Below are 25,638 nucleotides of genomic sequence, written 5' to 3'. Positions count from 1 at the left end.
ATGGATCGGAAGCGGTGCCCTGCGCCGCTTCGCTTCGCCGCCGCGCTCGCGCGGCCCGTGAGAACCCGGCGCCCCGCGCCCTTCTTCCGAATCGCCATGACTACCGCACTCGACCAGCTGAAGCAGTACACGACCGTCGTCGCCGACACGGGCGATTTCCAGCAGCTTGCGCAATACAAGCCGCAGGACGCGACCACCAACCCGTCGCTGATCCTGAAAGCCGTCCAGAAGGATGCGTACAAGCCGATCCTCGAGAAAACCGTCCGCGATCATCGCAACGAAAGCGCCGATTTCATCATCGACCGCCTGCTGATCGCATTCGGCACCGAGATCCTGAAGCTGATCCCGGGCCGCGTGTCGACCGAAGTCGACGCACGCCTGTCATTCGACACGCAGCGCTCGATCGACAAGGGCCGCGAGCTCATCAAGCTGTACGAAGCAGCCGGCGTCGGCCGCGAGCGCATCCTGATCAAGCTCGCATCGACGTGGGAAGGCATCCGTGCGGCCGAGGTGCTGCAGAAGGAAGGGATCAAGTGCAACATGACCCTGCTTTTCTCGCTCGTGCAGGCCGCCGCGTGCGCGGAAGCCGGCGCGCAACTGATCTCGCCGTTCGTCGGCCGCATCTACGACTGGTACAAGAAGCAGGCCGGCGCGGCATGGAACGAAGAGAAAGACGGCGGCGCGAACGATCCGGGCGTGCAGTCGGTGCGCCGCATCTACACGTACTACAAGACGTTCGGCTACACGACCGAAGTGATGGGCGCGAGCTTCCGCACGACCAGCCAGATCACCGAACTCGCCGGCTGCGACCTGCTGACGATCAGTCCCGATTTGCTGCAGAAGCTGCAGGAGAGCAATGAGACGGTCGCGCGCAAGCTGTCGCCGGAATCGCTGCAGGACAAGCCGTCCGAGCGCGTCGCAATCGACGAGGCATCGTTCCGCTTCCAGCTGAACGACGAAGCGATGGCGACCGAAAAGCTCGCCGAAGGCATCCGCGTATTCGCCGCCGATGCGGTGAAGCTCGAAAAGCTGATCGACGCGCTGCGCTGAGTCGCAACGGGCGTCAGCGGCTGTCAGCAACACTGACAACAGCCGTCAGCACGCACGCCGCACACGGCCGCGAACACGATGTTCGCGGCCGTTTTTATTTTTCATTCCATCGTCAAGCGCGCGCACTACAATCCACGTCACGGGTGCCCCGGCCGCCTCCCGACGCGCCCTTTCCCAGTCAATCTTGCACGACGCCGAACCCGCACCGACACGCGGGCCCGGCCCATCACAGGAGACAACGATGCAAGTCCAACCGTACCTGACGTTCTACGGTCGCGCCGACGAAGCCCTTCAGTTCTACGAAAAGGCACTCGGCGCGAAGACGATGTTCAAGATGCACTTCAAGGATGCGCCGCCGAACCCCGACTACCCGATGACGCCGGAGATGGCCGACAAGGTGATGCACGCGAGCTTCACGATCGGCGACTCGATGATCATGTGCTCCGACGGCGACTGCAGCCAGCCGGCGGGCGCCGCGCACGCCGGCTATTCGCTGTCGCTGAATCCGGCGACGGTCGAGGAAGGCCAGAAGCTGTTCAATGCGCTCGCCGACGGCGGCGAAGTGACGATGCCGTTCGGCAAGACGTTCTGGGCGCTCGGCTTCGGCATGGCGAAGGATCGTTTCGGCGTGCACTGGATGGTCAACGTCGAAGACCTGTCGCAACGCGAGGATCTCGCGAAACGCGCGCAGGGCTGACGCAAAAAGGAACGCCCGCCACCTTTGCAGGGGCGGGCGTTTTCGTTGCTGCGCGACGCGTGCGTGGCACGCGGCCGCGCACGGTCCGTATCAGCCTTCGACGACGTCGAGATAATCCTCCGGCCGCGTGCGGTCTTCCGCATGCGCCATGCCCATCACGCGCACCAGCACGCTCACCGCCACCGCCACCACGAGGTTCACGATCAGCGACCACACCGCTGCGTAGCCGGGAATCGCGAGGCCGAACAGGTGGATCGTGAAGATGGAGCTGGCCAGCTTCAGCGAGATCGCCATCCACGTGCCGCACACGATGCCGGCGGCCCAGCCGGCCAGCAGGCCGCGATGGTCGAGCACGCGCGTGTACAGGCCGAGCACGATCGCGGGCAGCGTCTGGATGATCCAGATCCCGCCGAGCAACTGCAGCTGGATCGCGTAGGTCAGCGGCAGCCCGAGGATGAACGCGACCGCGCCGACCTTCACGATCAGCGACACGAGCTTCGCGACGTGCGTCTCCTGGTCGTGCGACATGTTGCGGTTCACGAACTCGCGGTGGATGTTGCGCGTGTACAGGTTCGCGGCCGCGATCGACATGATCGCCGCCGGCACCAGCGCGCCGATGCCGATCGCCGCGAACGCGACGCCGACGAACCACGACGGGAAATACTCGAGGAACAGCGCGGGCACCGCGAAGTTCGGGCCGAACGCCTTGAAGTACGGCGCATACTGCGGCATGTCCTTCACGCCCGACGCGAGCGCCATGTAGCCGAGCAGCGCGAGCAGGCCGAGCACGAACGAGTACGCGGGCAGCATCGCCATGTTGCGGCGGATCGAGTTGCCCGACGACGACGACAGGATTGCCGTGACCGAGTGCGGGTACAGGAACAGCGCGAGCGCCGAGCCGATCGCGAGCGTCGCGTACGCGCTGTAGCCGTTCAGGCTCATTGCATCGGGCGCCTTCAGCAGCAGCTTCGCAGGCGGCACGCTCGCGAAGATGTGCCCGAAGCCGCCGAGCTTCGCCGGGATCACGATGACGGCAGCCGCGATCGTGATGTAGATCAGGACGTCCTTCACGATCGCGATCATGGCCGGCGCGCGCAGCCCCGACGTGTACGTGTACGCGGCAAGGATCGCGAACGCGATGATCAGCGGCAGGTCGCCGACGAAGCCGGTCGTATCGAAGCCGAGCGCGCCGATCACCACTTCGATGCCGACGAGCTGCAACGCGATGTACGGCATCGTCGCGACGATGCCCGTCACCGCGATCGCGAGCGCGAGCATCCGGCTGCCGTAGCGCGCGTTGACGAAGTCGGCGGCCGTCACGTAGCCGTGCCGCTTCGCGATGCTCCACAGCTTCGGGAATACGACGAACGCGAACGGATAGATCAGGATCGTATAAGGCAGTGCGAAGAAGCCCATCGCGCCGGCGCCGAACACGAGCGCGGGCACCGCGACGAACGTGTAGGCCGTGTAGAGGTCGCCGCCGAGCAGGAACCACGTGACGATCGTGCCGAAGCGGCGTCCGCCGAGGCCCCATTCGTCGAGATGGGCGAGATCGCCGCGCCGCCAGTTCGCGGCCAGGAAGCCGATGATCGTGACGCCGATGAACAGCAGGACGAAGACGAAGGTTGCGCCGAGATTCATTGCCCACCTCCCTGCGGGCCGCTCGCCTTCCACGCGTTCTTGGTCTTGAAATAGACGAACGCGGTGATCACCGCGCTGATGAAGACCCACAGCAACTGGTACCAGTAGAAAAACGGAAAATCGAACAACTGCGGTTCGATCTTGCTGTACGACGGTACCCAGACCATCGCGATCAGCGGCAGTACCAGCAGCCAGAGCCAGCGCTTGGCGGCTCGGTTGGCGTCGGCATCGTGAGCCATGACGTCTCCTCTTCTTTCCCGGTTATCGATCTTGTGTTGAGCGGGTACGGCACCGAGAGGAGCGGCGAAACGGGTAGGCTGCGGCTCCCCTGGCTTCGCGCCAGTATAGGAGCCGCGAGCATGCGGTCAAGCGGGGGCGAACCCGAGGTGATCCGCCCCTTGTCGCATGGTTGCACCGGCCTGTCGCCGGTGCATGAAGCGTCAGATCGCGAACGACGCGTCGCGGGCGCCGGTCGTTTCTTTCAAAGCTTTCACCCACTTGCGTGCGGGCAGCTTCAGCGTGTCCTCGATCAGCGTCGCGCGTGCGTCCAGCTGCGCGAACGGCACGTCGAGCGCAGGGCCCGAGAACGCGATCGCGATCCGGTTGCCGTCGTGCACTTCGGGCAGCGCGATCACGCGGTGATCGAATGCCGCGTTCAGGTGCTTCATGTTGCGTACGAAGCTCGGATGATCGCCGAACAGGTTGATCGTCGCGATGCCTGCGTCGGCGAGGCAGCCGCGCACCGCGCGGTAGAACGCGACGCTGTCGAGCACCGGGCCGCGCGCGGTCGCGTCGTACAGGTCGATCTGGATCGCCCCCGTGGTGCCGCGGTTGGCCGGGTCGTTGACGAAGTCCCACGCGTCGGCTTCATGCACGACGAGACGCGCGTCGTCGGACGGCAGCGCGAACATCGTGCGCGCGGCGACGATCACGGCCGGGTTCAGCTCGACGGCCTCGACCTTCGCGTTCGGCAGGAAACGGTGCGAGAACTTGGTCAGCGCGCCGGTGCCGAGCCCGAGCTGGACGATCCGCTCGGGCGTTTCGAGGAACAGCAGCCACGCCATCATCTGCTGCGCGTATTCGAGTTCGATGTGCAGCGGCTTCGAGATCCGCATCGCGCCCTGCACCCATTCCGTGCCGAAGTGCAGGAAGCGCACGCCGCCCTCTTCGGAGAACGTCACGGGCGCGAAACGCGGCTTGCGCGGCGCTTCGAGCACCGGCACGTCGTCGTGTTCGTCGATGTCCGGGCGGCGCTTCACGCGCGGCGGCTGGAGTTTTTCGGAGCCGTTGTACGAGGACGGCTTGCCTTGCTTGAACGCACGCGCCTCGGCGGACGCGCGCTTGATCAGTCGGGTCATGATTGAATCTCGCTGGGGTGATGCTGGTTTTAGCGGACGAGAGGATAGCATTGGTGGGGGATGAGCCGCCGGCGGCGAGAGCGGTCGGTCGAGCGGCCGTTCGGGCGACTTGCAGGCAGCATGGACGTGCGGGATAATGCATCGCAATTGCGATGCAAATGAGGCCACGATGAAAACTGCGACTTTTCCGTCTGTCCGGGTCGAACCGGAATTACGCGATGCCGCCGAGAATGTCCTTCAGGAAGGCGAAACGCTGTCGAGCTTCGTCGAGCAATCGATTCGCGAAGGCGTCGAACGTCGACGTTTCCAAAGCGAATTCATCGCGCGCGGCATAGCATCACGCGACGATGCTCGACGGACCGGCGAGTATGTCTCTTCGGTCGAAGTGCTGGAACGACTGGGGCGACGACTCGATACGCTGCGTGACAGAAAGCGACAGGCTCGATGACCTGTACGGTTCGCTTTACGTCCGCCGCATCGGACGACCTGGACCGGCTTTATGCTTTCGTCGTCGACCGTGACGATGCGGAGGTCGAAGTGGCAGAACGCGCGTTGGCGGCCATAACGTCAGGAATCGCCACGCTCGAATCGTCGCCGTTTACCTGCCGCAAAGTTCATCCGTCCATGCCGTTTCTCCGGGAACTGATCATTCCATTCGGCGTATCCGGCTACGTCGCGTTATTCGAGATCGATGACAGCCGGACGGTGACGATCCTCGCAGTCCGCCACCAACGAGAAAGCGACTACCATTGACGACGAGGAATCGCATGACCTCGAACGACAAGAAAATCTGGTTTCCCGCGAAACGCTACGGATGGGGATGGGGATTGCCTATCGCGTGGCAAGGGTGGGTCGTGCTGCTGCTGTTCGCGATCGGCATCCTCGCGAGTGCATGGCTCGCGCCGCCACAACGCTCGCCGGTGGCGTACGGCGCCTGCATCGTGGTACTGGTCGCGCTGCTCACCGCCGTCTGCTGGCTCAAGGGCGAGAAGCCCGGATGGCGATGGGGCAAGGACGATTGAGCGTCGGGCGCGACGCACGAGCCTATGCGGTCGCCGTTCGTCAGCAGCGCCCTTCCTTCCGTCATCGATACGCCGCGGCAGCGCTCTGTTGAACGGCTGAATCGTCCCGACTCCCACGCGACGCAATAATGTGAAGCAACGGCCGCGTCAAAGCTCCGGCTTCTGCTCGAACGACGGCATCGCATCCGCCAGGCACCGCCCCCTGCAATCGCCAGAACCGATTGCCATTTTGTTCAGTTTGACACCGCCGTTGATCAGACAGCATGCTGCTGCGGCGCACGCATTTTCTTTCGACGTGACCGGTGGCACCGTAACGTCATCGAAGCCTGCCAACATCCGCTCTGGCCATACCTGCTCAATCACACGGGATTTCGTAAGCATGAGTCACATCCACTTCATCGGCGGGGAAAAAGGCGGCGTCGGCAAATCGCTCGCGGCCCGCGTGCTGGCCCAGTACTTCATCGATCGGAGCATGCCCTTCGTAGGCTTCGATACCGACCGATCGCACGGCGCGCTACTGCGGTTCTACGCCGATTTTGCCGCGCCTGCCGTGCTCGACCAGCATGACAGCCTCGATCCGGTCATGGAATCGGCGCTCGAAGATCCGCAGCGGCGCATACTGGTCGATCTCGCGGCCCAGACGCGGCAGTCGCTCGCCAAGTGGCTCGACGATTCGGACGTAGTCGATTTTGCCGAAGAGCACGGCCTCACGTTGACGTGGTGGCACGTGATGGACACCGGACGCGATTCGGTCGATCTGCTGCGGCAATGGCTCGACGAATTCGGCGGACGAATCAAGCTGGTGCTGGTGCTGAATGAAGTCCGCGGCGATCGCTTCGAGATTCTGGAGGCATCCGGCGAACGCGAGAGGGCCGAGGCCCTTGGCGCCAGCGTGATTACGCTGCGCCGCCTGCCCGATACGACCATGCAGAAGATCGATCGACAAAGCGCGAGCTTCTGGGCGGCGGTCAATCATCCCGACCGCGCGGCCACGGGGCTCGGCTTGCTGGAGCGGCAGCGCGTCAAGGTCTGGCTGCATCGTACCTATGAGGAGCTGGGCACGCTCGCGTTGTAGCGCGGGCCCCCGCGACGGTGCGGAGTGTGCGGCGGGTTGCTGGAATGGCTCATACCGGGAAAACTTGGAGGTTCAATGGCCGATCACGACAGACTGCATCCACTCCGTCCGTTCCTGAAAAATTGGGTTTGGGAGCACGGCCGAATCGGGACGCGCTATCTCGACTGCGTCGATGGCGAAATCAAGTTCGACGAAGGCAAGAAATCGCATTTCGCAGCCGAGAAATACACCTACGTGCCCCTGGGCAAGAACGCTGCCGACGACGCATCCGCGGAGGGTCCCGCGATCCACGAGGCGGGACTTGCCCGCTTTTTGCGGGCGGCTCAGTTGGGCACGCCCGCGGAAGCCGGTTCCGTGGCGGAGGTTCAGCGCGCGGTGCAGGATTGCGTGGAGATCGGCCTGTTCAGCGCGTATCAATGGGAGGCCCGCAAGGCATTGGCCCGCTACGCGCAGGAACCCATGTTCGAGGACGAGATCCGCGCGGCGGTGGTCGACGACATCCGGCGGACTTACGTCGGCATGCGGGAGCAGCTGGCGCTGTACGATTTCAGCGTGCTCTACGGCTTGCCCGCGCCGCTGCTGATCAGCGACACACCCTTCATCGACTGGCGCGTGATCGCCAGTCCGGCGCTTCCGTTCGTATCGCTTCCGCTGGGACCTTACTGCCTGCTGGTAGGCGCGCCGTCGGGCAGGAGCAGCCGGGTCGGCCCGGTGGTCTGGAAGGCCGCTGCCGCGATGGGGCCGTTGAAGGACCACAACCGTCGGATCGAGGAGCATGCGCGTCTGTGGCTGGTGGCGACCACCGATGATCAACTCGTCGCCGCACAAAGTCGCATTGCCTCGGTCACGGGCGCCCGGCAAGGCGAGGTGAAGCCCTGACCGGTAGAGCGAGAGCAACCTGGATCTTCCAGCGAGCCTGACCGTCGAGTCGAATCAACTCACACGTGTTAGCCGAAACGCGTTGAAACCGCATCCCGACTTGAACACCTGATGCCGCCCACCCGAAACCGCTACATCGAATACTCGGAATCCAACGCGACTCAGGCGCGAAGTGCGCGCCACTGCACGAGCTTCTGCTCGAACGAAAGCATCGCATTTGCCGGGCTCGACGAAGGCAGCACGAGCGTCTCGTACCCGGCCTGGCCGATCACGTCGGCAAATCGCCCGGCCGTCTTGCCGTTGAAGCACACGCGCCTCAGCAACGGCGCATGCTGGCGCAGCGAATCGAAGTCGTTCGGCTTCGCGTTGCGGATCGCAGAATCGAGACTGCCCTGCCGATGGCACGCATCGAGGACATCCCAGATGCCGATGCCGTGCGTAAGGACGCACACGAGCCGCGCGTCGTACGGCAGTTCATGAAGCGTCGGCTCGCCGAGCACCGCCCCCAGCAACCGCCAGAACTGGTTGCGCGGATGCGCGTAGTACTGCGCGGCATCGAGCGACGCCTCGCCCGGAAAGCTGCCGAGGATCATCGTGTGCGTATCCGGCGAGACGACGGGCGGAAAGCCCTGCAGCATCACGCGCCTCCGCCCGGGCCAGCCGAGCGCGGCCCGTCGCCGTGCGCGGCGAGATGGCGCCACAGCGCCGGCAGCATGCACTCGGTGACCATCAACGGCTTGCCGTGACGCTGGAACACCGAGCGCCGCGCGGCGAACGCATGCGGCGCACGCTCGCCCTGCAGCGCATGGGTCGCGAGCGCATACAGCGGATGGCCCGCAATCACGCGCCGGCTGACGAGCGACGAGCGCTCGACCTGCGGATCGCTGTACAGCAATTCCGCGAGCGGCCGCGTGCGCAGCCGTCGCATTGCCTGCCACACGCCCTTGCTGGCGGCGAGCGGCGCGATGCTGTGCGCAGCGACGTACGGCGTGCCGTCGACCGACAGGATCACCTCGCGCACCCACATCGGCGCGCGCGGCGAACTGGCGAGCGCGTCCGGCTCGTCGAACCACGGGCAGTCGACGGCCTCGCGCGTCACGCGCACGTTCACGCAGCCGAGCCGCGCGAGATGCGCGGTGAGCGACCCGCCGCGCGTCAGCCAGTCGCGCTGGTCGAGCGAGCAGCCGGGCCGCGGCGTCTCCCGCCAGCCGGCCTGGCCGCCGTCGAAGCGCATGCGTGCGTTCACGCGGCGCGCGACAGCAGCAGCGCGTTGGTCCGCTTCACGAAGCTCGCCGGATCGTCGAGCGTGCCGCCTTCGGCCAGCAGCGCCTGATCGAACAGCAGATGGCACCAGTCGCCGAAATCAGCGCTGTCGGCATTCAGCTGCTTCACGAGCGCATGCTCGGGATTGATCTCGAGGATCGGCTGCATCGCCGGCGCGTTCTGGCCGGCCGCCTTCAGCATCCGCTGCAGGTAGCCGCTCATGTCGTTGTCGTCCGCGACGAGGCACGACGGCGAATCGGTCAGGCGGAACGTGACGCGCACTTCCTTCACCTTGTCGCCGAGCGCTTCCTTCATCTTCTCGACGACCGGCTTGATCGCTTCGCCCGCCTCTTCCTGCGCCTTCTTCTCCTCGTCGTTCAGCTCGCCGAGGTCGAGGTCGCCGCGCGCGACGCTCGCGAGCGGCTTGCCGTCGAATTCGTGCAGGAACGACAGCATCCATTCGTCGACGCGGTCGGTCAGCAGCAGCACCTCGACGCCCTTCTTGCGGAACACTTCGAGATGCGGGCTGTTCTTCGCGGCCTGCCAGGTATCGGCGGTCACGTAGTAGATCTTGCTCTGCTCCGGCTTCATGCGCGACACGTAGTCGGCAAGCGACACGTCCTGCGCGTCGGTATCGCCGTGGGTCGACGCGAAGCGCAGCAGCTTCGCGATGCGCTCGCGGTTCGCGTGGTCTTCGCCGAGGCCTTCCTTCAGCACCTGGCCGAACGCGCTCCAGAACGTCTTGTACTTCTCCTTGCCGGCATCCTCTTCCGCGTTCGCGAGCTCTTCGAGCATCGACAGCGCGCGCTTCGTCACGCCTTCGCGGATCGCCTTCACGTCGCGGCTTTCCTGCAGGATCTCGCGCGACACGTTCAGCGGCAGGTCGGCCGAATCGACGACGCCCTTCACGAAGCGCAGGTATTGCGGCAGCAGCTGCTCGGCGTCGTCCATGATGAACACGCGCTTCACGTACAGCTTCAGGCCGCCGCGATAGTCACGGTTCCACAGATCGAACGGCGCGTGCGCCGGCACGAACAGCAGCTGCGTGTATTCGCTGCGGCCCTCGACGCGGTTGTGCGTCCACGTGAGCGGATCCTGGTGATCGTGCGCGATGTGCTGGTAGAACTGCGTGTACTGCTCGTCGGTGACGTCGCTCTTCGAACGCGTCCACAGCGCGCTCGCCTGGTTGACGGTCTCGTCCTCGTCCTTCAGGACCATCTCGCCCTTTTCCTGATCCCACTCTTCCTTCTGCATCAGGATCGGCAGCGCGATGTGGTCGGAGTACTTCTGGATGATCGACTTCAGGCGGTGCGACGACAGCAGTTCGTCCTCGCCTTCGCGCAGGTGCAGCGTGATCGTCGTGCCGCGCTGCGCGCGCTCGATCGCGTCGATCGTGAAATCGCCCTCGCCCGCGCTTTCCCAGCGCACGGCTTCGTTCGCCGGCAGGCCCGCGCGGCGCGTCTCGACGGTGATCTTGTCCGCGACGATGAAGCCCGAGTAGAAGCCGACGCCGAACTGGCCGATCAGCGCCGCATCCTTCTGCTGGTCGCCGGACAGCTTCGTGAAGAATTCCTTGGTGCCCGAGCGCGCGATCGTGCCGAGGTTCGCGATCGCCTCGTCGCGGCTCATGCCGATGCCGTTGTCGTCGATCGTGATCGTGCGCGCGGCCTTGTCGTAGCCGATACGGATGCGCAGGTTCGGATCGTTCTCGTACAGCGCGTTGTCCGCGAGCCCTTCGAAACGCAGCTTGTCGGCCGCGTCGGACGCGTTCGACACCAGTTCGCGCAGGAAGATTTCCTTGTTGCTGTAGAGCGAATGGATCATCAGGTGGAGGAGTTGCTTGACCTCTGCCTGAAAGCTCATCGTTTCATGTGCCATGGATGTTGTTTCCTCTTACTTGAACTTGAATGGTGTGGCGCAGGCGCCCGGCGCGCGAGGCCGGCGGGCCCGTCAAGGACAACCGCCTGGCGCAAGCGGTTTGCGCGCGTATCTGGGGATGCCACGCGCAGTTTCAAGAGCCGGCCTGCCGCGCCGTGTCACGACGCGCGCCGCACGGCCGAGTCGATATAGCCCGCCAGCAGCCCCGGCAGCGCCGGATCGCCGCAGTTCGCGACATTGAAGCGCATCCACGTCGACGGCGATTGCTGCGGCGAGAACAGGCTGCCCGGCGTCAGCAGGAAGCCGGCCTCGTGCGCGACGGCCGCGAGCGCGTCCGAATCGACGCCCGTGTCGGCCCACAGGAACATCCCGGCCGCCGGCATCGTGAACAGCCCGAGCCCCGTGCGCTCGAGCATCCGCGCGGTCTTGTCGCGCACGCCGTCGAGCCGTGCGCGCAGCCGCTCGACGTGGCGCCGGTAATGCCCTTCGGTCAGGATCTTGTACAGCACGCGCTCGTTGAGCTCAGGCGTCGTCATCCCGACCAGCATCTTCTGGTCGGTGACGGCCTTCGCGATCTCCGGCGCGCAGGCCACGTAGCCGACCCGCAGGTTCGCCGCCAGCGTCTTCGAATAGCTGCCGAGGTAGATCACGCGCTTCAGCTGGTCGAGGCTCGCGAGGCGCGTGGCCGGATAGCTCGGCGGGCACAGGTCGCCGTACACGTCGTCCTCGACGACGAGGAAGTCGTACGCTTCCGCGAGCTTGAGGATCCGGAACGCCTGCGCGGCCGACAGCGACGTGCCGGTCGGGTTCTGCAGCACCGAGTTGATCACGAGCATCTTCGGCCGCCACATCTGCACCAGCGTTTCGAGTGCGTCGAGATCGGGGCCGTCGGGCGTATACGGCATCCCGACGAGCTGCGCGCCCTGCGCCGCGAAACGGCCGAACATCTGGAACCAGGCGGGATCGCCGACGATCACCGCGTCGCCAGGGCGCATGTAGATCCGCGAAATCAGGTCGATCGCCTGCGTGATCCCCGAGACGAGCACGATCTGTTCGGGCTTCGCGCCGATCTCGACTTCGGCGAGGCGCGTCTGCAGTTGCTGGCGCAGCGGCAGGAAGCCCTGCGCGGTGCCGAAGCCGAGCATCTGCGCGCCCGACTGGCGCCCGAGCGCGCGCAGCGCGCCGGTGATCAGCTCGCCGTCGAGCCAGCGGCCCGGCAGGTAGCCGAGGCCGGGGCCTTTTTCCGGGCTGACGGTGTGCAGCATGTTGCGCAGCAGCCAGACGACGTCGATCGTGTTGTGCACCGGCGCGGCCTCGGCCACGCGCGCGACGCTGTCGGCCGGCTGCGGGCCGGCGGCCGTGCGCTCGCGCACGTAGAAACCCGAGCCGCGCCGCGAATCGAGGTAACCCTGCGCGACGAGGCGCTCGTACGCCTCGACGACGGTGAAGCGCGACACGCTCTTGTCGAGCGCGAGCTTGCGGATCGACGGCATCCGCATGCCGGGACGGAACACGCGTTCGTCGATACGCCGCCGCGCCCACTGGACCAGCTGGTCGACGAGCGTGAGCGTGGCCGTATCGTGCGGCACGGGAATCTGGGCGAGTGGGACGGTGGACATGGGCGGCAGCTCCAACTGTACCGAAGGCTATCGCGCCGATTGTACCGTTACTGTGCCGGTAGCGACGATTACAGTTGACCGGAATGGCGATCGTGCGGCCGCCGTTCCGGCCCCGCCGCACCGGGGCGCCGCGCCCTCCGGCCCGCCTCGCGGCCGGTGCGCCGGCCGGGCCGGCAGCCGCCCTGCACCTCGCTCGCCTACCATGACACTTTCGCTTCCCGACCGACGTTCATGCCAGCCCGCTCCCTGACACTCGACCATCTCGTGATCGCCGCGCGCACGCTCGACGAAGGCGTTCGCCATGTTGCCGACGCACTCGGCATCGAACCGGCCGGCGGCGGCCGCCACCCGCTGATGCGGACCCACAATGCGCTGTTCGGCGCGTGGGGCGGGCTCTACCTCGAAGTGATCGCGATCGATCCCGACGCACCGGCGCCCGACGCAGGCGCCACGCCGCCGCGCGCGCGGCTGTTCGGCCTCGACGATCCGGCGATGCACGCGCGGCTCGCGCAGGGGCCGTTTCTCGCGCACTGGGTGGCGCGCGTCGACCGCCCGCGCCAGCTTGCCCTGTGGCAGAGCCAGTACCCGGCCCGCATCGCGCCCGTGGTCGCGATGCGCCGCGGCGACCTGCGCTGGGGCCTCACGGTGCCCGACGACGGCAGCTTCCCCGCGTGGCAGGGCGCGGGCGACGGGATCGCGCCGTCGCTGATCCAGTGGGACAGCGCGCGCCACCCGGCCGAATCGCTGCCGGGCGACGGCGTCGCGCTGAAGGCGCTCAAGGGCGCCCACCCGCACGCGGACACGATCCGCGAGCAGCTCGACTGGCTCGGCGCCGCCCACCTGCTCGACCTCGCATCCACCGACGGGCCGCCCGCGCTCGTCGCCGAATTCGATACGCCGCAAGGCGCACGCACGCTGCGCTGACCGCCCCGCCGCTTTCCCGATTACATCGACACTGCAATACGGAGACACCTGCAACATGAATTCGCGCGAAACCCGGGGCATGCTGCTCGGCCTGATCGGCGTGATGATCTTCAGCCTGACGCTGCCGATGACGCGAATCGTCGTGTCCGAACTCAACCCGCTGCTCAACGGGCTCGGCCGTGCGCTCGCCGCCGCCGTGCCGGCCGGCCTGCTGCTGTGGTGGCGCCGCGAAGCGCTGCCGACCCGCGCGCAGCTGAAAAGCCTCGCGATCACGTCGGCCGGCGTGATCATCGCGTATCCGGTGTTTTCCGCGTGGGCGATGAAATCGGTACCGGCGTCGCACGGCGCGGTCGTCAACGGGCTGCAGCCGCTGTTCGTCGCGCTGTACGCGGCGTGGCTGTCGCACGAGCGGCCGTCGAAGGCGTTCTGGGCCAGCGCGATAGCGGGCAGCGCGCTCGTGATCGCGTTCGCGCTGCGCGACGGCGGCGGCACCGTGCAGGCCGGCGACGCGCTGATGCTCGTCGCGGTCGGCATCGGCGCGCTCGGCTATGCGGAAGGCGCACGCCTTGCACGCCAGATCGGCGGCTGGCAGGTGATCTGCTGGGCGCTCGTCGTGTCGGCGCCGTTCCTCGTGCTGCCGGTCGGCTGGCTCGCGTGGATGCAGCATGCCGCGCATCCGGGCCCGCTCGCGCTGCGCACGTGGCTCGCGTTCGGCTACGTGACCCTCTTTTCGCAATTCATCGGCTTTTTCGCGTGGTATGCGGGGCTCGCGATGGGCGGCATCGCGCGCGTCGGCCAGGTGCAATTGCTGCAGATTTTCTTCACGATTGCGTTTTCCGCGCTGCTGTTCGGCGAAACGGTCACGGCGTCGACGTGGCTGTTCGCGGCCGCGGTGATCGCCACCGTGGTGCTCGGGCGCCGCTCGGCGGTCGCCACGGCCCCGCGCCCCGCTCGCGCCGGTTGATGAGGTGCGCCATAATGAACGTTTTGCCTGATCGGTTTGCCCACCCGGCCGCGAAGGCTCGATCGCGCTCGCGCCTGCCCACCCGGCAGCGCCGAAGCGATTCGCCCGAACGACCTTTCTTGACTGACCACGATATCCGAACGAGGAGACTATGAATCCGAGCGACCTGCATCCGCCGCACTGGCAGCTTTCCGAACGCGCCCGCAAGCTGACGAGTTCTGCGATCCGCGAGATCCTGAAGGTCACGGAACGCCCCGAGGTCATCTCGTTCGCCGGCGGCCTGCCCGCCCCCGCGACGTTCCCGGCCGAGCGCATGCGCGCCGCCGCCGACCGCGTGCTGCGCGACGCACCGGCCGCCGCACTCCAGTACAGCGCGACCGAAGGCTACCTGCCGCTGCGCGAATGGATCGCCGAGCGCTACAGCGTGCGCGTGTCGCAGGTGCTGATCACGACCGGCTCGCAGCAGGCGCTCGACCTGCTCGGCAAGGCGCTCGTCGATCCGGGCAGCCCGATCCTCGTCGAAACGCCGACCTACCTCGGCGCGCTGCAGTCGTTCTCGCTGTACGAGCCGCGCTACGTGCAGGTGCCGACCGACGAACAGGGCCTGCTGCCGGAAGGCCTGACGCCCGAACTCACGCGAGGCGCACGCCTGCTGTACGCGCAGCCGAACTTCCAGAACCCGACCGGCCGCCGCCTGCCCGTCGAGCGCCGCCGCGCGCTCGCCGCGTTCGCACAGTCGAGCCCGTTCCCGGTGCTGGAAGACGATCCGTACGGCGCGCTGAACTATCGCGGCGAACCGCTGCCGACGATGCTGTCGATGGCGCCCGACCACGTCGTGCACCTCGGCACGTTCTCGAAGGTGCTCGCGCCGGGCCTGCGGATCGGCTACATCATTGCACCCGAAGAACTCCACTTCAAGCTCGTGCAGGCCAAGCAGGCCACCGACCTGCACACGCCGACGCTCACGCAGCGCATCGCGCACGAAGTGATCAAGGACGGCTTCCTCGACGAGCACATCCCGACGATCCGCGAGCTGTACAGCGCGCAGTGCGACGCGATGCTCGGCGCGCTCGAGCGTCACATGCCGGAAGGCGTCACGTGGAACCGCCCGGAAGGCGGGATGTTCATCTGGGTGAACCTGCCCGCGCAGATCGACAGCATGAAGCTGCTCGCCGCGGCCGTCGACAACCACGTCGCCTTCGTGCCGGGCGCGCCGTTCTTCGCGGACGACGCGCAGCAGAACACGCTGCGCCTGTCGTTCGTGACGGTGCCGCCCGAGAAGATCGAGGAAGGCGTGGCGCGCCTCGGCACGCTGCTGCGCGAACGCCTCTGATCCCCTTTTTCCTGTCACGACTTTCTACGAGGAATCGAACGCATGGCTAACGTCTACGACAAACTGAAGTCGCTCGGCATCGAGCTCCCGACCGCCGGCGCACCGGCCGCCGCCTACGTGATGAGCGCGCAAAGCGGCAACACGGTGTACCTGTCGGGCCACATCGCGAAGAAGGACGGCAAGGTCTGGGCCGGCAAGCTCGGCGCGGATCTGCAGACGGAGGACGGCAAGGCGGCCGCGCGCTCGATCGCGATCGACCTGCTCGCGACGCTGCACGCGCACACCGGCGACCTGAACAAGGTCACACGCATCGTGAAGCTGATGAGCCTCGTCAACTCGACGCTCGACTTCACCGAACAGCACGTCGTGACGAACGGCGCGTCGGAACTGATCGCCGAAGTGTTCGGCGACGCAGGCAAGCACGCGCGCTCGGCCTTCGGCGTCGCGCAGATCCCGCTCGGCGCATGCGTCGAGATCGAGCTGATCGCCGAAGTTGCGTAACGGGCACGGCGCGATGCCCGGCCGTCTCGTCCGCTTCAAGCAGGTCGACGTGTTCACGTCGGTGCCGTTCAAAGGCAATCCGCTTGCCGTGGTATTCGACGCCGATTCGCTCGGCGACGACGCCATGCGCGAGATCGCCCGCTGGACGAACCTGTCGGAAACGACGTTTCTCTGCGCGCCGACGGATCCGGAAGCCGACTATCGCGTCCGGATCTTCACGACGGGCGGCGAACTGCCGTTCGCCGGCCACCCGACGCTCGGCACCGCGCACGCGTTCCTGGAAAGTGGCGCGCGGCCGCGCACGCCGGGCCGGCTGATCCAGCAGTGCGGGGTCGGCCGGGTCGCGCTGCGCGAGCAGGCGGGCGGCTGGGCCTTCGCCGCGCCGCCGGCGCGCGTCACGCCGCTCGACCGTTCGGACTACGCGGTGCTGGCCGCCGCGCTGCGCAGCGACGCGCTCGACCTCGATGCCGAGCCGTGCGCGGTCGACAACGGCGCGCCGTGGCTGGTCGTGCGGCTGAAGTCGGCCGACGCGTGCATCGGCCTGTCGCCCGATCCGGCCGCGCTGGAGGCGCTGACGCGCCGCTACGGCGTGGACGGCCTCGCCGCCTACGCGCCGCACGCCGCAGGCGGCCCCGCGACGTTCGAGATCCGCTGCCTGATGACGGGCGGCCAGTTCGGCACCCCCGGCGAGGATCCCGTCACCGGCAGCGCGAACGCCGCGCTGGCCGGGCTGCTGACGCGGCAGGCACGCCGCCCCGGCCCGTCGTATACGGCCCGCCAGGGCACGGCGATCGGCCGCGAAGGCCGCATCTCCGTCAGCTATGACGAAGACGGGTCGACCTGGATCGGCGGCGACGTCGTGACGGTCGTCGACGGTACCTTCAGGTCACCTGCCTGACATTCCGCGACGTGCGATGGCGCCGGCTCGTCCGGCGCCCCCCGCGATTCGCCCAGCTATCGCAAAAACGTTCCAGCCAGTAATATCGGGCCTAATCCGTTGTTTCGGACGTCTGCCCATGGTTGCGCATCCCGCGAACGAACAGACGCCGGGATAACCCCAACCCAAGCCAGCCATCCAGACGGATGGCGCACGCGAGCAGGACGCCACCCGCTTCGATGAGCTCCGCCCGGTCCAACCACACGCCGCCGACCCGGCCGCTGCGCGCGCCGCGCAAATCGCGCCGGCGTGCGCTATTTGCGATCCCGTTGCTCGGGATGCTGGCGCTCGCGCTGCTGTGGGCCGTGATCATCGCGCGGCTGTCCGTGGAAAAGGACAGCGCCTACAAGGAAGCGGCCGCCTCCGCTGCCATCCTCTCTTCGGCGCTCGAGCAGCATACGGTCAAGGCGATCCACCAGGTCGACCAGATCACCCGCTTCGTCAAGTTCGAGTTCGAGAAGTCGCCCGGGCGCTTCAATCTCGCGAGCGCCGTCGAGAAAGGCGTCGTGCCGAGCGACACGCTGATCCAGGTGTCGCTGGTCAACGCGAAGGGCATCCTGTTCGCGAACACGGCCGATCTGCATCCGCAGCCGATCAACCTGTCGGACCGCGAGCACTTCAAGGTCCACCTCGCGCACAACGACGACCGCCTGTTCATCAGCAAGCCCGTGCTCGGCCGCGTGTCGAGCCACTGGACGCTGCAGATGACGCGGCGCCTGAATAATCCGGACGGCAGTTTCGCCGGCATCGTCGTCGTGTCGGAAGACCCGAGCTACTTCACGAACGACTTCTACAACAACGCGGCGATCGGCAAGGAAGGCGTGATCGCGGTGGTGTCCGACACGGGCACGGTGCTCGCGCGGCGCACGGGTTCGCTGAACAACGCGCCGGGCGCGTTTTCGGCATCGGGCGTCTACCCGATCGCCGAGCGCGTGACGGGCACGATCATCGACCCGATCGACGGCGTGACGCGCATCGTGTCGTACCGCCACCTCGACGGCTACCCGCTCGCGGTGATGGTCGGGCTGTCGCAGACGGAAGAGTTCGCGGACTACACCCACACGCGCAACGTCTACCTGCTGATGACGAGCTTCATCACGCTCGCGATGCTCGCGTTCTTCGGTGTCGCGACGGGCCTGATCGGCAAGCTGCTCGGCCGCGAGCGCGAGATGACGCAGCTCGCCGAATACGACCTGCTCACCGGCCTCGCGAACCGCTATGCGACGCTGCGCGGGCTGCGCAACGACGTGTCGATGCCGGCGAGCCTGTCGCGGCTCGGCCTGCTGTTCATCGACCTCGACAACTTCAAGACCGTCAACGACACGCTCGGCCACAATGCCGGCGACATCGTGCTGCAGATGACCGCGTCGCGCCTGGCCGATGCGGTCGGCGACGAAGGCTCGCTCGCGCGCATCGGCGGCGACGAATTCGTCGTCGTGATGAAGGGCGACGACGTCGAGCGGCGCGCGGTGCGGCTCGCGGAAGCGATCATCCGGATGTTCGGCGAACCGTTCGACGTGCGCGGCAGCTCGTTCGTGCTGCATGCGAGCATCGGCATCGCGCTGCACACCGTCGCGAACGAAAGCGAGATCGACCTGCTGAAGAAGGCCGACCTCGCGATGTACAGCGCGAAGGACGCCGGCAAGAACTGCTACCAGTTCTATGCGCCGCACCTGTCGCACCGTGCCGATCACCTGATGCGCTGGGAACAGCAATTGCGCGTCGCGCTCGCCGAGGGGCAGCTGTTCCTCGCGTACCAGCCGAAGATCGACCTCACGCACCGCACCATCACCGGCTTCGAGGCGCTCGCGCGCTGGGATCACCCCGAGCACGGGATCATCTCCGCGAACGAATTCATTTCGATCGCCGAATCGACGGGCCTGATCGTGCCGATCGGCGACTTCGTGATCCGCACCGCCTGCGAGCAGATCGCACGCTGGCGCGACGAGGGCCACGACACGCTGACGCTCGCGGTCAACATCTCGCCCGTGCAGTTCTGGCGCGGCGACCTGATCGAGACGATCTCGCGCACGCTGCTGGAAACCGGCATCGACGCGAACCGGCTTGAACTCGAGATCACCGAAACCGCGATGATGGAATATCCGGAGCTCGTGTCCGAGAAGATCGTCGCGCTGAAGAAGCTCGGCATCCGCATCGCGCTCGACGATTTCGGTACCGGCTATTCGTCGCTGTCGTACCTGCACCGCTTCTCGGTCGACACGCTGAAGGTTGACCGCTCGTTCGTGCAGGCGATCCCGAACGATCGCAGCGTGTGCGTGATGGTGTCGTCGATCGTGCATCTCGCCCGCTCGCTCGGCCTGACCGTCGTCGTCGAAGGCACGGAAACCGAAGAGCAGATCACGTGGCTGTCCGCGCTCGGCGAGATCGAGGCACAGGGCTTCCTGTTCTCGCGCCCGGTGCCGGCCGATGCCATTCCCGCGCTGATCGCCCGCTTCGGCGTGCGCGGCGACCATCCGAACGTCATCACGCATCGCGCGACAGGCAGCACGGGTGCCTGAGCACGTCGCGGTTGCAGCCGCGGCGCGCGTTGCGCGCTGCCGCAATTGTTTCGACTTTCGATCCGATCGTTTAGTTAATTAACTAGCGTTTTCGCGCATGGCAGTGTCACGGTGCACGGCGGACAATCGGGAGGGCCAACGTATCGGCGGGCCGCCGGTCCGGCCACACGCGCGAGATCCGGCCCTGCGCCAATAGCACAACCATGACAACCGTCGAAATCGAAGCGACTGCCCGTGTCGAAGAGGCACAGGCATCCCTATGGACCTTGTTCAAGGTCGTCGCCGGCATTTCCGCGATCTCGTGGGGCGGGCTTTCGATGATGGCGCAGCTCGAACGCCACTACGTCGAACGGCTGCAGCGCATCGAGCCGCAGGTATTCGGCGATCTCGTCGCGCTCGCCTGGCTCGTGCCGGGCCCGGTCGGCTGCAACGTGGCGGTGCAGGTCGGGCAGACGCTGCACGGCCGTGCCGGCGCATGGGTCGCCGGCGTCGCGAGCGTGCTGCCGTTCTCGATCCTGATGACGCTGTTCGCGATCTTTTACCAGACGCCGCTCGTGCGCTCGCTGGCCGCGCCGATGCTGATCAATCACTTCGGGATGGTGCTCGCCGCGCTGATCGGCGTCACGTGGGTCAAGCAGCTGCGCTCGCTCGCGCGCACGCGGCTCGAGCAGGTGATCGCCGCGCTGTCGACGATTCTGCTCGCTTTCGCACATAGTCCCGCCGCTTTCGTCGGCATTCTCTTCGCTGCGTTCGCAGCGGGCTGGCTGACGGGGCCGACCCAGCGCGATGCGGTCGATTTCACGCTGTCGAAGCGCGACCGCAACCTGCTCGTGCTGCTCGGCGTGCTCGTCGTGCTGTTCGCGATGCCGCTGCCGGGCGATTACCAGGAGCAGCTGCTGTGGCCGCGCCTCGCGGGCGCGGGCATGACGCTGTTCGGCGGCGGTTTTTCCGCGCTGCCGGTGCTCAAGACGCTGTTCGTCTCGCCGGCGACGGGCATCTCCGATCACGACTTCACGCTGGCGTTCGCACTGTCGCCGGTGGCACCGGGGCCGCTGCTGAACGTCGTGCCGTTTCTCGGCTACCTGACCGACGGCTGGGTCGGCGCGCTGCTCGCGACGGCCGCGCTGTTCATTCCGTCGGGGTTCCTCGTCGTGTTTGCGCAGAATCACCTGTCCCGGCTCAAGCGCCATGCGCGCTTCGAGCACGGGATGCGCCTGCTGCGCGCGGCGACGACGGGCTTTCTCGTCGTCGCCGTCGTGAAGATCCTGCACCGTGAGCCGGCCGACCCCGTTTACTGGCTGACGGGCGCCTTCGCGACGCTGTGCTTCGCGCGCTTCAAGGTGCCCGTCTATGCCGTCTACGGCGCGGTCGCCGTGACGTGCGGCGTGTGGCTGTGGGCCGCCGCGCGCTGACGGGCGGCGGCCGTCACCCTGCTCCGCCGGCCTGCGCCGGCGTCGATGCGCCTCAACCGGCCTGCACCGCGACCCGGCGTGCCATCCAGCGGGCCCGCAGCGCGTCGTACGCGAGGTTGAAGCAGAACGTATAAGGCAGGAAGAACAGCACGATGCCGAGGTCGAGCAGCAGTGCCTCGACGAGGCTCACGTTCAGCCACCACGCGGCAACCGGCACCACCATCGCGACGAGACCGAGCTCGAACGTGATCGCGTGCGCGATCCGCATGCCGAGCGTGCGCGTCAGTCCCGCGCGCCGCTCGAAGCGGTCGAACAGCGTGTTGAACGTCATGTTCCACGCCATCGCGATCAGCGACACCATCACCGTCAGCACGCCGACGTGCGACACCGGCATGTCCAGCAGCCACGCGCCGATCGGCGCGCACAGCGCGATGGCGACCAGCTCGAACGTCAGCGCGTGCAGCAGCCGTTCCGTCACCGTTTTATTCGTCCGTTTCATGATGCCCTCCCATTCGTTGCGTCATTCATGCGGGCCATTTTGATCGGCGATATCGGCCTAATCCAGTTTGATATCATCGGTTTTACCGATATGACGAAGCCCGGAGCGCCGCATGCACCATGCCCCCGAAGCCCTGCTCGCGTTCGCCGAAGCCGCACTGCTCGGCTCGTTCACGGCCGCCGCGCGCAAGCTTGGCAAGCGCCAGTCGACCATCTCGGAAGCCATCGCGAACCTCGAAATCGATCTCGGCGTGCAGCTGTTCGACCGCTCGACACGCGCACCGACACTGACGGACGCCGGGCGCGCGCTGCTGCCGCAGGTGCAGCGCGCGCTCGAAGCCAGCGCGGCGATCGACCGCACGGCCGCGCGGCTCGCGCACGGCGAGGAAGCGCGGCTGACACTCGTCGTGTCCGACACGTACCAGTCGAAACGCTATGAGGAAACGCTGATGGCGCTCGAACGGCGCTTTCCGGCGCTCGAGCTCGAATGCCAGATCGCCGAGCACGAGGACGTGCTCGACCTGATCCAGCAGGGCCGCGCGCAGCTCGGGCTGATGGCTGCGCGCGCGGCCTACCCGGCCGACATCGGCGCGGCGACGGTGGCGGAAGAATCGGAGATCGGGCTGTTCGTCGGGCGCACGCACGCGCTCGCCGAATACGGCGACGCCGAGGTGCCGCACGCGGCGCTGCGCGACGTGCGCGAACTGCGCCTCAATACCTATGTGAAAACGGAAGCCAGCGGCACCGACGACCGGATCGTCGTCGGCACCCGGCACTGGCTGGCGCCAAGCTACCTGATGCTGCTGGAAATGGCCGTGCTGGGGTTCGGCTGGGCGGAACTGCCGCGCTGGATGGTCGAGCACTTCGCGCGCGATCGCCTGTGCGAGCTACGCTCGCGCGGCTGGCCGCGTCGCGTGCGAGTCGATGCGGTCTGGTCGCGCAACCGGCCGCTCGGCCCGGCCGGCGCATGGCTGCTCGATGCGATGCTGGCCGCGTAGCGGCGCGCACCGCCGGGCGTGTGGCTGACGGCCGCTGGCCGCCGGTCAGAAACCGCGCGACAGCACGGCCGCGCCGATCGTGACGACGCCGAGCACGAGATTCACGACGACGAGCAGGCGCACCGCATTCACCGCGCGCGCGCCGTCCGGCCAGTTCTGCGCCTGCACCGCGCGACGGATGCGCGGAAACAACGCGAAGCGGATATGGCCGAAGATCAGCATCATCACAACGCCGAGGCCGGCCATCGCGTGCAGCGACCACGTCGCGTGCGCACCGCCGAATGCCACGAGCAGGAAGCCGCCGGACAGCAGGATCACGATCACCGAGCCCGCCACCCAGTTGAAGAAACGGCCGAACACGCCTTCGATCAGCGGCAGCCGGAGTTGCGGCGACAGGTCCGACAGCGCCGGACGCAGGCAGAAGTGCGCGAAGACCATCCCGCCCACCCACACGGCAACGGCCAGCAGGTGAAGAAACAGCGCGACGGCAACGGCATGGGACATGGCGACAATCCTGTGATGAGTGGGTGCGGCGAACGGCCGCGTCGAGCGCGGCATCAAGCGACGTTCGACCGGCCGGTTGCCCCTCGGTTCAGACCCTCGGCGCGATTTCACAATATTTTGCAAGTTCAGCGTGACAGCGCCACGCCTGCTTACCCGAATCGCCGCCGTCAAGCAAAAGGCCGCACACCGCCGAAGCGGACGTGCGGCCTTCGATCGCGGCCGAACCAGCCCTGCGTCAGCCGAGCAGCGGACGCAGTTCGTTGACGACCTTGAGCTTCGTCTCCGGCGCGCGGCCCTTGCGGGCGCGCTTGCCGATGTGCGGCGCGAGCCCCGCGTACGACAGCGTCTCGTCCTGCGCCTTGCCGCCGCGGCCCGTGCCGATCAGCACGACGCCGGCCGGATCGATCGCGAGCGCCTGCACGAGCGTTTCCTTGTCGTCGAGCGCCATCAGGATCACGCCGCGGCCACCGCCGGACAGCGTCTTCATCTCGTCCATCCCGAACACGAGCAGACGGCCGCCGCTCGACAGGCACGCGACCTGCGTCGCGTTCGGCAGCACCGGCATCGGCGCGAGCGGCACCGCGCCCGCATCGATGGTCATGAACGCCTTGCCGGCCTTCACGCGGCTCACCATGTCGCCGACCTTCGCGAGGAAGCCGAAGCCGTTGCTCGACGCGAGCAGCAGTTGCTGGTCGGCCGGCGCCGCGTAGTAGTGCATCAGGTGCGAGCCCGATTCGAGCTCGATCAGCGATGTGACGGGCACGCCGTCACCGCGCCCGCCCGGCAGCACCGACACGTCGACCGAGTACACGCGGCCGCTGCTGCCCCACGCGATCAGCCGGTCCGGCGTGCGGCACTGGAACGCCGCGTACAGGCTGTCGCCGGCCTTGAACGTGAACGCGGCCGGGTCGAGCCCGTGGCCCTTCAGCGCACGCACCCAGCCCTTCTGCGACACGACGACCGTCACCGGCTCGTCGACCACCTTCGCCTCGAACGTCGCGCGTTTTTCCTGCTGGATCAGCGTGCGGCGATCGTCGCCGTACTGCTTCGCGTCGGCCTCGATCTCCTTGATCATCAGCCGCTTCATCGCGCTTTCGTTCGCGAGCAGTTCCTCGAGCTTCGCCTTCTCGTCGCGCAGCGCTTCGAGTTCCTTCTCGATCTTGATCTTCTCGAGCCGCGCGAGCTGGCGCAGCCGGATCTCGAGGATGTCTTCCGCCTGACGCTCGCTGAGGCCGAATGCGCTCATCAGCGCGGACTTCGGCTCGTCCGACTCGCGGATGATGCGGATCACCTCGTCGATGTTCAGGAAGACGATCATCCGCCCTTCGAGGATGTGGATGCGGTCGTCGACCTTCGCGAGACGATGGCGGCAACGGCGCGTCATCGTCAGCTGGCGGAACTTCACCCACTCGTCGAGGATCGTCAGCAGGCCCTTCTGGCCCGGCCGGCCGTCGGCGCCGATCATCACGAGGTTCAGCGTCGCGTTCGACTCGAGGCTCGTGTACGCGAGCAGCGTGTTCACGAATTCCGTCTGGTCGATCGTGCGCGACTTCGGCTCGAACACGAGCCGCACCGCCGCTTCCTTGCCCGACTCGTCGCGCACTGCGTCGAGCAGGTCGAGCATCGCCTTCTTCGTGTTGAGCTGTTCGGGCGTCAGCGTCTTCTTGCCGAGCTTGAGCTTCGGGTTGGTCAGCTCCTCGATTTCCTCGAGCACCTTCTGGCCCGACGTGCTCGGCGGCAGCTCGGTGACGACGAGCTGCCACTGGCCGCGCGCGAGATCCTCGATCTTCCATTTCGCGCGCACCTTCAGGCTGCCGCGGCCCGTTTCATAGGCCGCCGAGATTTCGGTGTCGCTCGAGATGATCTGGCCGCCGCCGGGGAAATCCGGGCCGGGAATCAGGTTCATCAGCTCCGCGTGCGTGAGCTTCGGATTGCGGATCAATGCGACCGCCGCGGCCGCGACTTCGCGCAGGTTGTGCGACGGGATTTCGGTCGCAAGGCCGACCGCGATGCCCGACGCACCGTTCAGCAGCACGAACGGCATGCGGCTCGGCAGCGTCTTCGGCTCCTCGAACGAGCCGTCGTAGTTCGGCATGAAGTCGACCGTGCCCTGGTCGATCTCGTCGAGCAGCAGCTTCGAGATCGGCGTCAGGCGCGCTTCCGTGTAACGCATCGCCGCCGCGCCGTCGCCGTCGCGCGAGCCGAAGTTGCCCTGCCCGTCGATCAGCGGGTAGCGCAGCGAGAAATCCTGCGCGAGACGCACGAGCGCGTCGTACGCCGACTGGTCGCCGTGCGGGTGATATTTACCGAGCACGTCGCCGACCACGCGCGCCGACTTCACCGGCTTCGCGTCGGGCCCGAGGCCCATTTCGTTCATCGCGAACAGGATCCGGCGCTGCACCGGCTTCTGGCCGTCGCACACGTCGGGCAGCGCGCGGCTCTTCACGACGCTGACCGCGTAGCTGAGATACGCCTGCTCCGCGTAGTTGCCGAGCGTCAGCGCGTCGCTCTCGGGCGCGTCGGGGCTGGCAAAGAGATCGGAAGTGTTGTCGTCCATCTGAATTCC

The 25,638-nt window shown here is 66.9% G+C and carries 26 protein-coding genes; 15 read left to right on the top strand and 11 right to left on the bottom strand.

Annotation, left to right across the window (positions count from 1 at the left end; all coding sequences use genetic code 11):
• Nucleotides 1–96: 96 nt before the first annotated feature.
• Both tal and DIE03_RS18900 read left to right on the top strand, forming a co-directional pair.
• Nucleotides 97–1,050, top strand: a complete 954-nt coding sequence (tal, locus tag DIE03_RS18905) for a transaldolase (protein WP_124452933.1) — start codon at nt 97–99, stop codon at nt 1,048–1,050.
• Between the two features lie 241 nt (nt 1,051–1,291).
• Entirely contained in the window at nt 1,292–1,747 is a 456-nt protein-coding gene (locus DIE03_RS18900) for a VOC family protein (RefSeq protein ID WP_069248538.1), read from the top strand.
• A gap of 90 nt (nt 1,748–1,837) precedes the next feature.
• Here the strand turns inward: DIE03_RS18900 and mctP are convergent, their stop codons facing one another.
• The 3 genes from mctP to DIE03_RS18885 all read right to left on the bottom strand — a co-directional run bounded on the left by mctP (nt 1,838) and on the right by DIE03_RS18885 (nt 4,746).
• Nucleotides 1,838–3,388 carry a monocarboxylate uptake permease MctP gene (gene mctP / locus DIE03_RS18895; RefSeq protein ID WP_124452931.1) on the bottom strand — a complete coding sequence of 517 codons (1,551 nt, stop codon included), beginning with the start codon at nt 3,386–3,388 and terminating at the stop codon, nt 1,838–1,840.
• Complete coding sequence (locus DIE03_RS18890; protein ID WP_059233528.1) at nt 3,385–3,627, bottom strand: DUF3311 domain-containing protein; 243 nt, start codon at nt 3,625–3,627, stop codon at nt 3,385–3,387. The genes mctP and DIE03_RS18890 overlap by 4 nt, the downstream gene beginning before the upstream one ends.
• 201 nt (nt 3,628–3,828) lie before the next feature.
• A complete protein-coding gene (locus DIE03_RS18885; RefSeq protein WP_124452929.1) occupies nt 3,829–4,746 on the bottom strand; it encodes a spermidine synthase in 918 nt (305 codons plus the stop codon).
• Between the two features lie 169 nt (nt 4,747–4,915).
• On the opposite strand from DIE03_RS18885, the gene DIE03_RS18880 reads away from it, so the two are divergent.
• From DIE03_RS18880 to DIE03_RS18870, 3 genes are read left to right on the top strand one after another with little or no spacing between them, the layout of a single operon-like run.
• A complete protein-coding gene (locus DIE03_RS18880; protein ID WP_124452927.1) occupies nt 4,916–5,194 on the top strand; it encodes a YlcI/YnfO family protein in 279 nt (92 codons plus the stop codon).
• Nucleotides 5,191–5,499, top strand: coding sequence for a type II toxin-antitoxin system RelE/ParE family toxin (locus tag DIE03_RS18875; RefSeq protein WP_124452925.1), 309 nt, complete (start codon nt 5,191–5,193; stop codon nt 5,497–5,499). Before DIE03_RS18880 ends, DIE03_RS18875 begins: the two co-directional genes overlap by 4 nt.
• Nucleotides 5,500–5,513: 14 nt before the next feature.
• Nucleotides 5,514–5,768, top strand: a complete 255-nt coding sequence (locus DIE03_RS18870; protein ID WP_124452923.1) for a hypothetical protein — start codon at nt 5,514–5,516, stop codon at nt 5,766–5,768.
• A gap of 147 nt (nt 5,769–5,915) precedes the next feature.
• On the opposite strand, the gene DIE03_RS18865 is transcribed toward DIE03_RS18870, so the two are convergent.
• On the bottom strand, nt 5,916–6,149 hold the full coding sequence (locus tag DIE03_RS18865) for a hypothetical protein (protein WP_124452921.1): 234 nt from the start codon (nt 6,147–6,149) through the stop codon (nt 5,916–5,918).
• Here DIE03_RS18865 and DIE03_RS18860 point away from each other — a divergent pair.
• A complete protein-coding gene (locus DIE03_RS18860; protein ID WP_011545877.1) occupies nt 6,148–6,843 on the top strand; it encodes a mobilization protein in 696 nt (231 codons plus the stop codon). The genes DIE03_RS18865 and DIE03_RS18860 overlap by 2 nt on opposite strands.
• A gap of 75 nt (nt 6,844–6,918) precedes the next feature.
• Nucleotides 6,919–7,722 carry a hypothetical protein gene (locus DIE03_RS18855; RefSeq protein WP_124452919.1) on the top strand — a complete coding sequence of 268 codons (804 nt, stop codon included), beginning with the start codon at nt 6,919–6,921 and terminating at the stop codon, nt 7,720–7,722.
• A gap of 161 nt (nt 7,723–7,883) precedes the next feature.
• Here the strand turns inward: DIE03_RS18855 and DIE03_RS18850 are convergent, their stop codons facing one another.
• From DIE03_RS18850 to DIE03_RS18835, 4 genes are all read right to left on the bottom strand, one after another.
• Nucleotides 7,884–8,360, bottom strand: coding sequence for a DNA-deoxyinosine glycosylase (locus DIE03_RS18850; RefSeq protein WP_124452916.1), 477 nt, complete (start codon nt 8,358–8,360; stop codon nt 7,884–7,886).
• Complete coding sequence (locus tag DIE03_RS18845; RefSeq protein ID WP_124453123.1) at nt 8,360–8,956, bottom strand: chorismate lyase; 597 nt, start codon at nt 8,954–8,956, stop codon at nt 8,360–8,362. Before DIE03_RS18845 ends, DIE03_RS18850 begins: the two co-directional genes overlap by 1 nt.
• Nucleotides 8,957–8,964: 8 nt before the next feature.
• On the bottom strand, nt 8,965–10,863 hold the full coding sequence (htpG, locus tag DIE03_RS18840; RefSeq protein ID WP_124452914.1) for a molecular chaperone HtpG: 1,899 nt from the start codon (nt 10,861–10,863) through the stop codon (nt 8,965–8,967).
• A gap of 158 nt (nt 10,864–11,021) precedes the next feature.
• Nucleotides 11,022–12,482 carry a PLP-dependent aminotransferase family protein gene (locus DIE03_RS18835; RefSeq protein WP_124452912.1) on the bottom strand — a complete coding sequence of 487 codons (1,461 nt, stop codon included), beginning with the start codon at nt 12,480–12,482 and terminating at the stop codon, nt 11,022–11,024.
• A gap of 231 nt (nt 12,483–12,713) precedes the next feature.
• On the opposite strand from DIE03_RS18835, the gene DIE03_RS18830 reads away from it, so the two are divergent.
• The 7 genes from DIE03_RS18830 to DIE03_RS18795 all read left to right on the top strand — a co-directional run bounded on the left by DIE03_RS18830 (nt 12,714) and on the right by DIE03_RS18795 (nt 21,072).
• A complete protein-coding gene (locus DIE03_RS18830; RefSeq protein ID WP_124452910.1) occupies nt 12,714–13,406 on the top strand; it encodes a VOC family protein in 693 nt (230 codons plus the stop codon).
• 55 nt (nt 13,407–13,461) lie between these two features.
• A complete protein-coding gene (locus tag DIE03_RS18825; protein WP_124452908.1) occupies nt 13,462–14,370 on the top strand; it encodes a DMT family transporter in 909 nt (302 codons plus the stop codon).
• Between the two features lie 151 nt (nt 14,371–14,521).
• Nucleotides 14,522–15,703: a PLP-dependent aminotransferase family protein gene (locus DIE03_RS18820; RefSeq protein ID WP_124452906.1), complete on the top strand. Its 1,182-nt coding sequence runs from the start codon at nt 14,522–14,524 to the stop codon at nt 15,701–15,703.
• 42 nt (nt 15,704–15,745) lie between these two features.
• Nucleotides 15,746–16,204, top strand: a complete 459-nt coding sequence (locus DIE03_RS18815; protein WP_006478174.1) for a RidA family protein — start codon at nt 15,746–15,748, stop codon at nt 16,202–16,204.
• A 13-nt stretch (nt 16,205–16,217) separates the two neighbouring features.
• Nucleotides 16,218–17,102 (top strand): PhzF family phenazine biosynthesis protein, encoded by an 885-nt coding sequence (locus tag DIE03_RS18810; protein WP_124452904.1) that lies wholly within the window; start codon nt 16,218–16,220, stop codon nt 17,100–17,102.
• A gap of 218 nt (nt 17,103–17,320) precedes the next feature.
• Nucleotides 17,321–19,660, top strand: coding sequence for an EAL domain-containing protein (locus DIE03_RS18800; protein WP_124452901.1), 2,340 nt, complete (start codon nt 17,321–17,323; stop codon nt 19,658–19,660).
• Nucleotides 19,661–19,863: 203 nt separating this feature from the next.
• Entirely contained in the window at nt 19,864–21,072 is a 1,209-nt protein-coding gene (locus DIE03_RS18795) for a chromate transporter (protein ID WP_124452899.1), read from the top strand.
• Nucleotides 21,073–21,124: 52 nt separating this feature from the next.
• On the opposite strand, the gene DIE03_RS18790 is transcribed toward DIE03_RS18795, so the two are convergent.
• Nucleotides 21,125–21,571, bottom strand: a complete 447-nt coding sequence (locus tag DIE03_RS18790) for a multidrug/biocide efflux PACE transporter (RefSeq protein WP_124452897.1) — start codon at nt 21,569–21,571, stop codon at nt 21,125–21,127.
• A gap of 112 nt (nt 21,572–21,683) precedes the next feature.
• Between DIE03_RS18790 and DIE03_RS18785 the strand changes: the two genes are divergently transcribed.
• Nucleotides 21,684–22,568, top strand: a complete 885-nt coding sequence (locus DIE03_RS18785) for a LysR family transcriptional regulator (RefSeq protein WP_124452895.1) — start codon at nt 21,684–21,686, stop codon at nt 22,566–22,568.
• A 45-nt stretch (nt 22,569–22,613) separates the two neighbouring features.
• Here DIE03_RS18785 and DIE03_RS18780 read toward each other — a convergent pair whose 3' ends face one another.
• Both DIE03_RS18780 and parC read right to left on the bottom strand, forming a co-directional pair.
• A complete protein-coding gene (locus DIE03_RS18780) occupies nt 22,614–23,072 on the bottom strand; it encodes a CopD family protein (protein WP_124452893.1) in 459 nt (152 codons plus the stop codon).
• Nucleotides 23,073–23,307: 235 nt separating this feature from the next.
• Nucleotides 23,308–25,629 carry a DNA topoisomerase IV subunit A gene (parC, locus tag DIE03_RS18775; RefSeq protein ID WP_124452892.1) on the bottom strand — a complete coding sequence of 774 codons (2,322 nt, stop codon included), beginning with the start codon at nt 25,627–25,629 and terminating at the stop codon, nt 23,308–23,310.
• Nucleotides 25,630–25,638: the final 9 nt, after the last annotated feature.

It is taken from the genome of Burkholderia sp. Bp8992, assembly GCF_003853705.1.
Lineage (GTDB): Bacteria > Pseudomonadota > Gammaproteobacteria > Burkholderiales > Burkholderiaceae > Burkholderia.
The sequence above is the reverse complement of the archived record's forward strand: the minus strand, read 5'-3'. Positions and strand labels throughout refer to the sequence as shown.

Coding starts and splice junctions, on each gene's coding strand:
- DIE03_RS18900 (WP_069248538.1), top strand. CDS start 1,292: ATGCAAGTCCAACCGTACCTGACGTTCTACGGTCGCGCCGACGAAGCC.
- DIE03_RS18815 (WP_006478174.1), top strand. CDS start 15,746: ATGGCTAACGTCTACGACAAACTGAAGTCGCTCGGCATCGAGCTCCCG.
- DIE03_RS18875 (WP_124452925.1), top strand. CDS start 5,191: ATGACCTGTACGGTTCGCTTTACGTCCGCCGCATCGGACGACCTGGAC.
- mctP (WP_124452931.1), bottom strand. CDS start 3,388: ATGAATCTCGGCGCAACCTTCGTCTTCGTCCTGCTGTTCATCGGCGTC.
- htpG (WP_124452914.1), bottom strand. CDS start 10,863: ATGGCACATGAAACGATGAGCTTTCAGGCAGAGGTCAAGCAACTCCTC.
- DIE03_RS18835 (WP_124452912.1), bottom strand. CDS start 12,482: ATGTCCACCGTCCCACTCGCCCAGATTCCCGTGCCGCACGATACGGCC.
- DIE03_RS18860 (WP_011545877.1), top strand. CDS start 6,148: ATGAGTCACATCCACTTCATCGGCGGGGAAAAAGGCGGCGTCGGCAAA.
- DIE03_RS18855 (WP_124452919.1), top strand. CDS start 6,919: ATGGCCGATCACGACAGACTGCATCCACTCCGTCCGTTCCTGAAAAAT.
- DIE03_RS18880 (WP_124452927.1), top strand. CDS start 4,916: ATGAAAACTGCGACTTTTCCGTCTGTCCGGGTCGAACCGGAATTACGC.
- DIE03_RS18785 (WP_124452895.1), top strand. CDS start 21,684: ATGCACCATGCCCCCGAAGCCCTGCTCGCGTTCGCCGAAGCCGCACTG.
- DIE03_RS18850 (WP_124452916.1), bottom strand. CDS start 8,360: ATGCTGCAGGGCTTTCCGCCCGTCGTCTCGCCGGATACGCACACGATG.
- DIE03_RS18865 (WP_124452921.1), bottom strand. CDS start 6,149: ATGCTTACGAAATCCCGTGTGATTGAGCAGGTATGGCCAGAGCGGATG.
- DIE03_RS18800 (WP_124452901.1), top strand. CDS start 17,321: ATGAGCTCCGCCCGGTCCAACCACACGCCGCCGACCCGGCCGCTGCGC.
- DIE03_RS18890 (WP_059233528.1), bottom strand. CDS start 3,627: ATGGCTCACGATGCCGACGCCAACCGAGCCGCCAAGCGCTGGCTCTGG.
- DIE03_RS18830 (WP_124452910.1), top strand. CDS start 12,714: ATGCCAGCCCGCTCCCTGACACTCGACCATCTCGTGATCGCCGCGCGC.
- DIE03_RS18825 (WP_124452908.1), top strand. CDS start 13,462: ATGAATTCGCGCGAAACCCGGGGCATGCTGCTCGGCCTGATCGGCGTG.
- DIE03_RS18870 (WP_124452923.1), top strand. CDS start 5,514: ATGACCTCGAACGACAAGAAAATCTGGTTTCCCGCGAAACGCTACGGA.
- DIE03_RS18795 (WP_124452899.1), top strand. CDS start 19,864: ATGACAACCGTCGAAATCGAAGCGACTGCCCGTGTCGAAGAGGCACAG.
- DIE03_RS18810 (WP_124452904.1), top strand. CDS start 16,218: ATGCCCGGCCGTCTCGTCCGCTTCAAGCAGGTCGACGTGTTCACGTCG.
- tal (WP_124452933.1), top strand. CDS start 97: ATGACTACCGCACTCGACCAGCTGAAGCAGTACACGACCGTCGTCGCC.
- DIE03_RS18885 (WP_124452929.1), bottom strand. CDS start 4,746: ATGACCCGACTGATCAAGCGCGCGTCCGCCGAGGCGCGTGCGTTCAAG.
- DIE03_RS18790 (WP_124452897.1), bottom strand. CDS start 21,571: ATGAAACGGACGAATAAAACGGTGACGGAACGGCTGCTGCACGCGCTG.
- DIE03_RS18845 (WP_124453123.1), bottom strand. CDS start 8,956: ATGCGCTTCGACGGCGGCCAGGCCGGCTGGCGGGAGACGCCGCGGCCC.
- parC (WP_124452892.1), bottom strand. CDS start 25,629: ATGGACGACAACACTTCCGATCTCTTTGCCAGCCCCGACGCGCCCGAG.
- DIE03_RS18780 (WP_124452893.1), bottom strand. CDS start 23,072: ATGTCCCATGCCGTTGCCGTCGCGCTGTTTCTTCACCTGCTGGCCGTT.
- DIE03_RS18820 (WP_124452906.1), top strand. CDS start 14,522: ATGAATCCGAGCGACCTGCATCCGCCGCACTGGCAGCTTTCCGAACGC.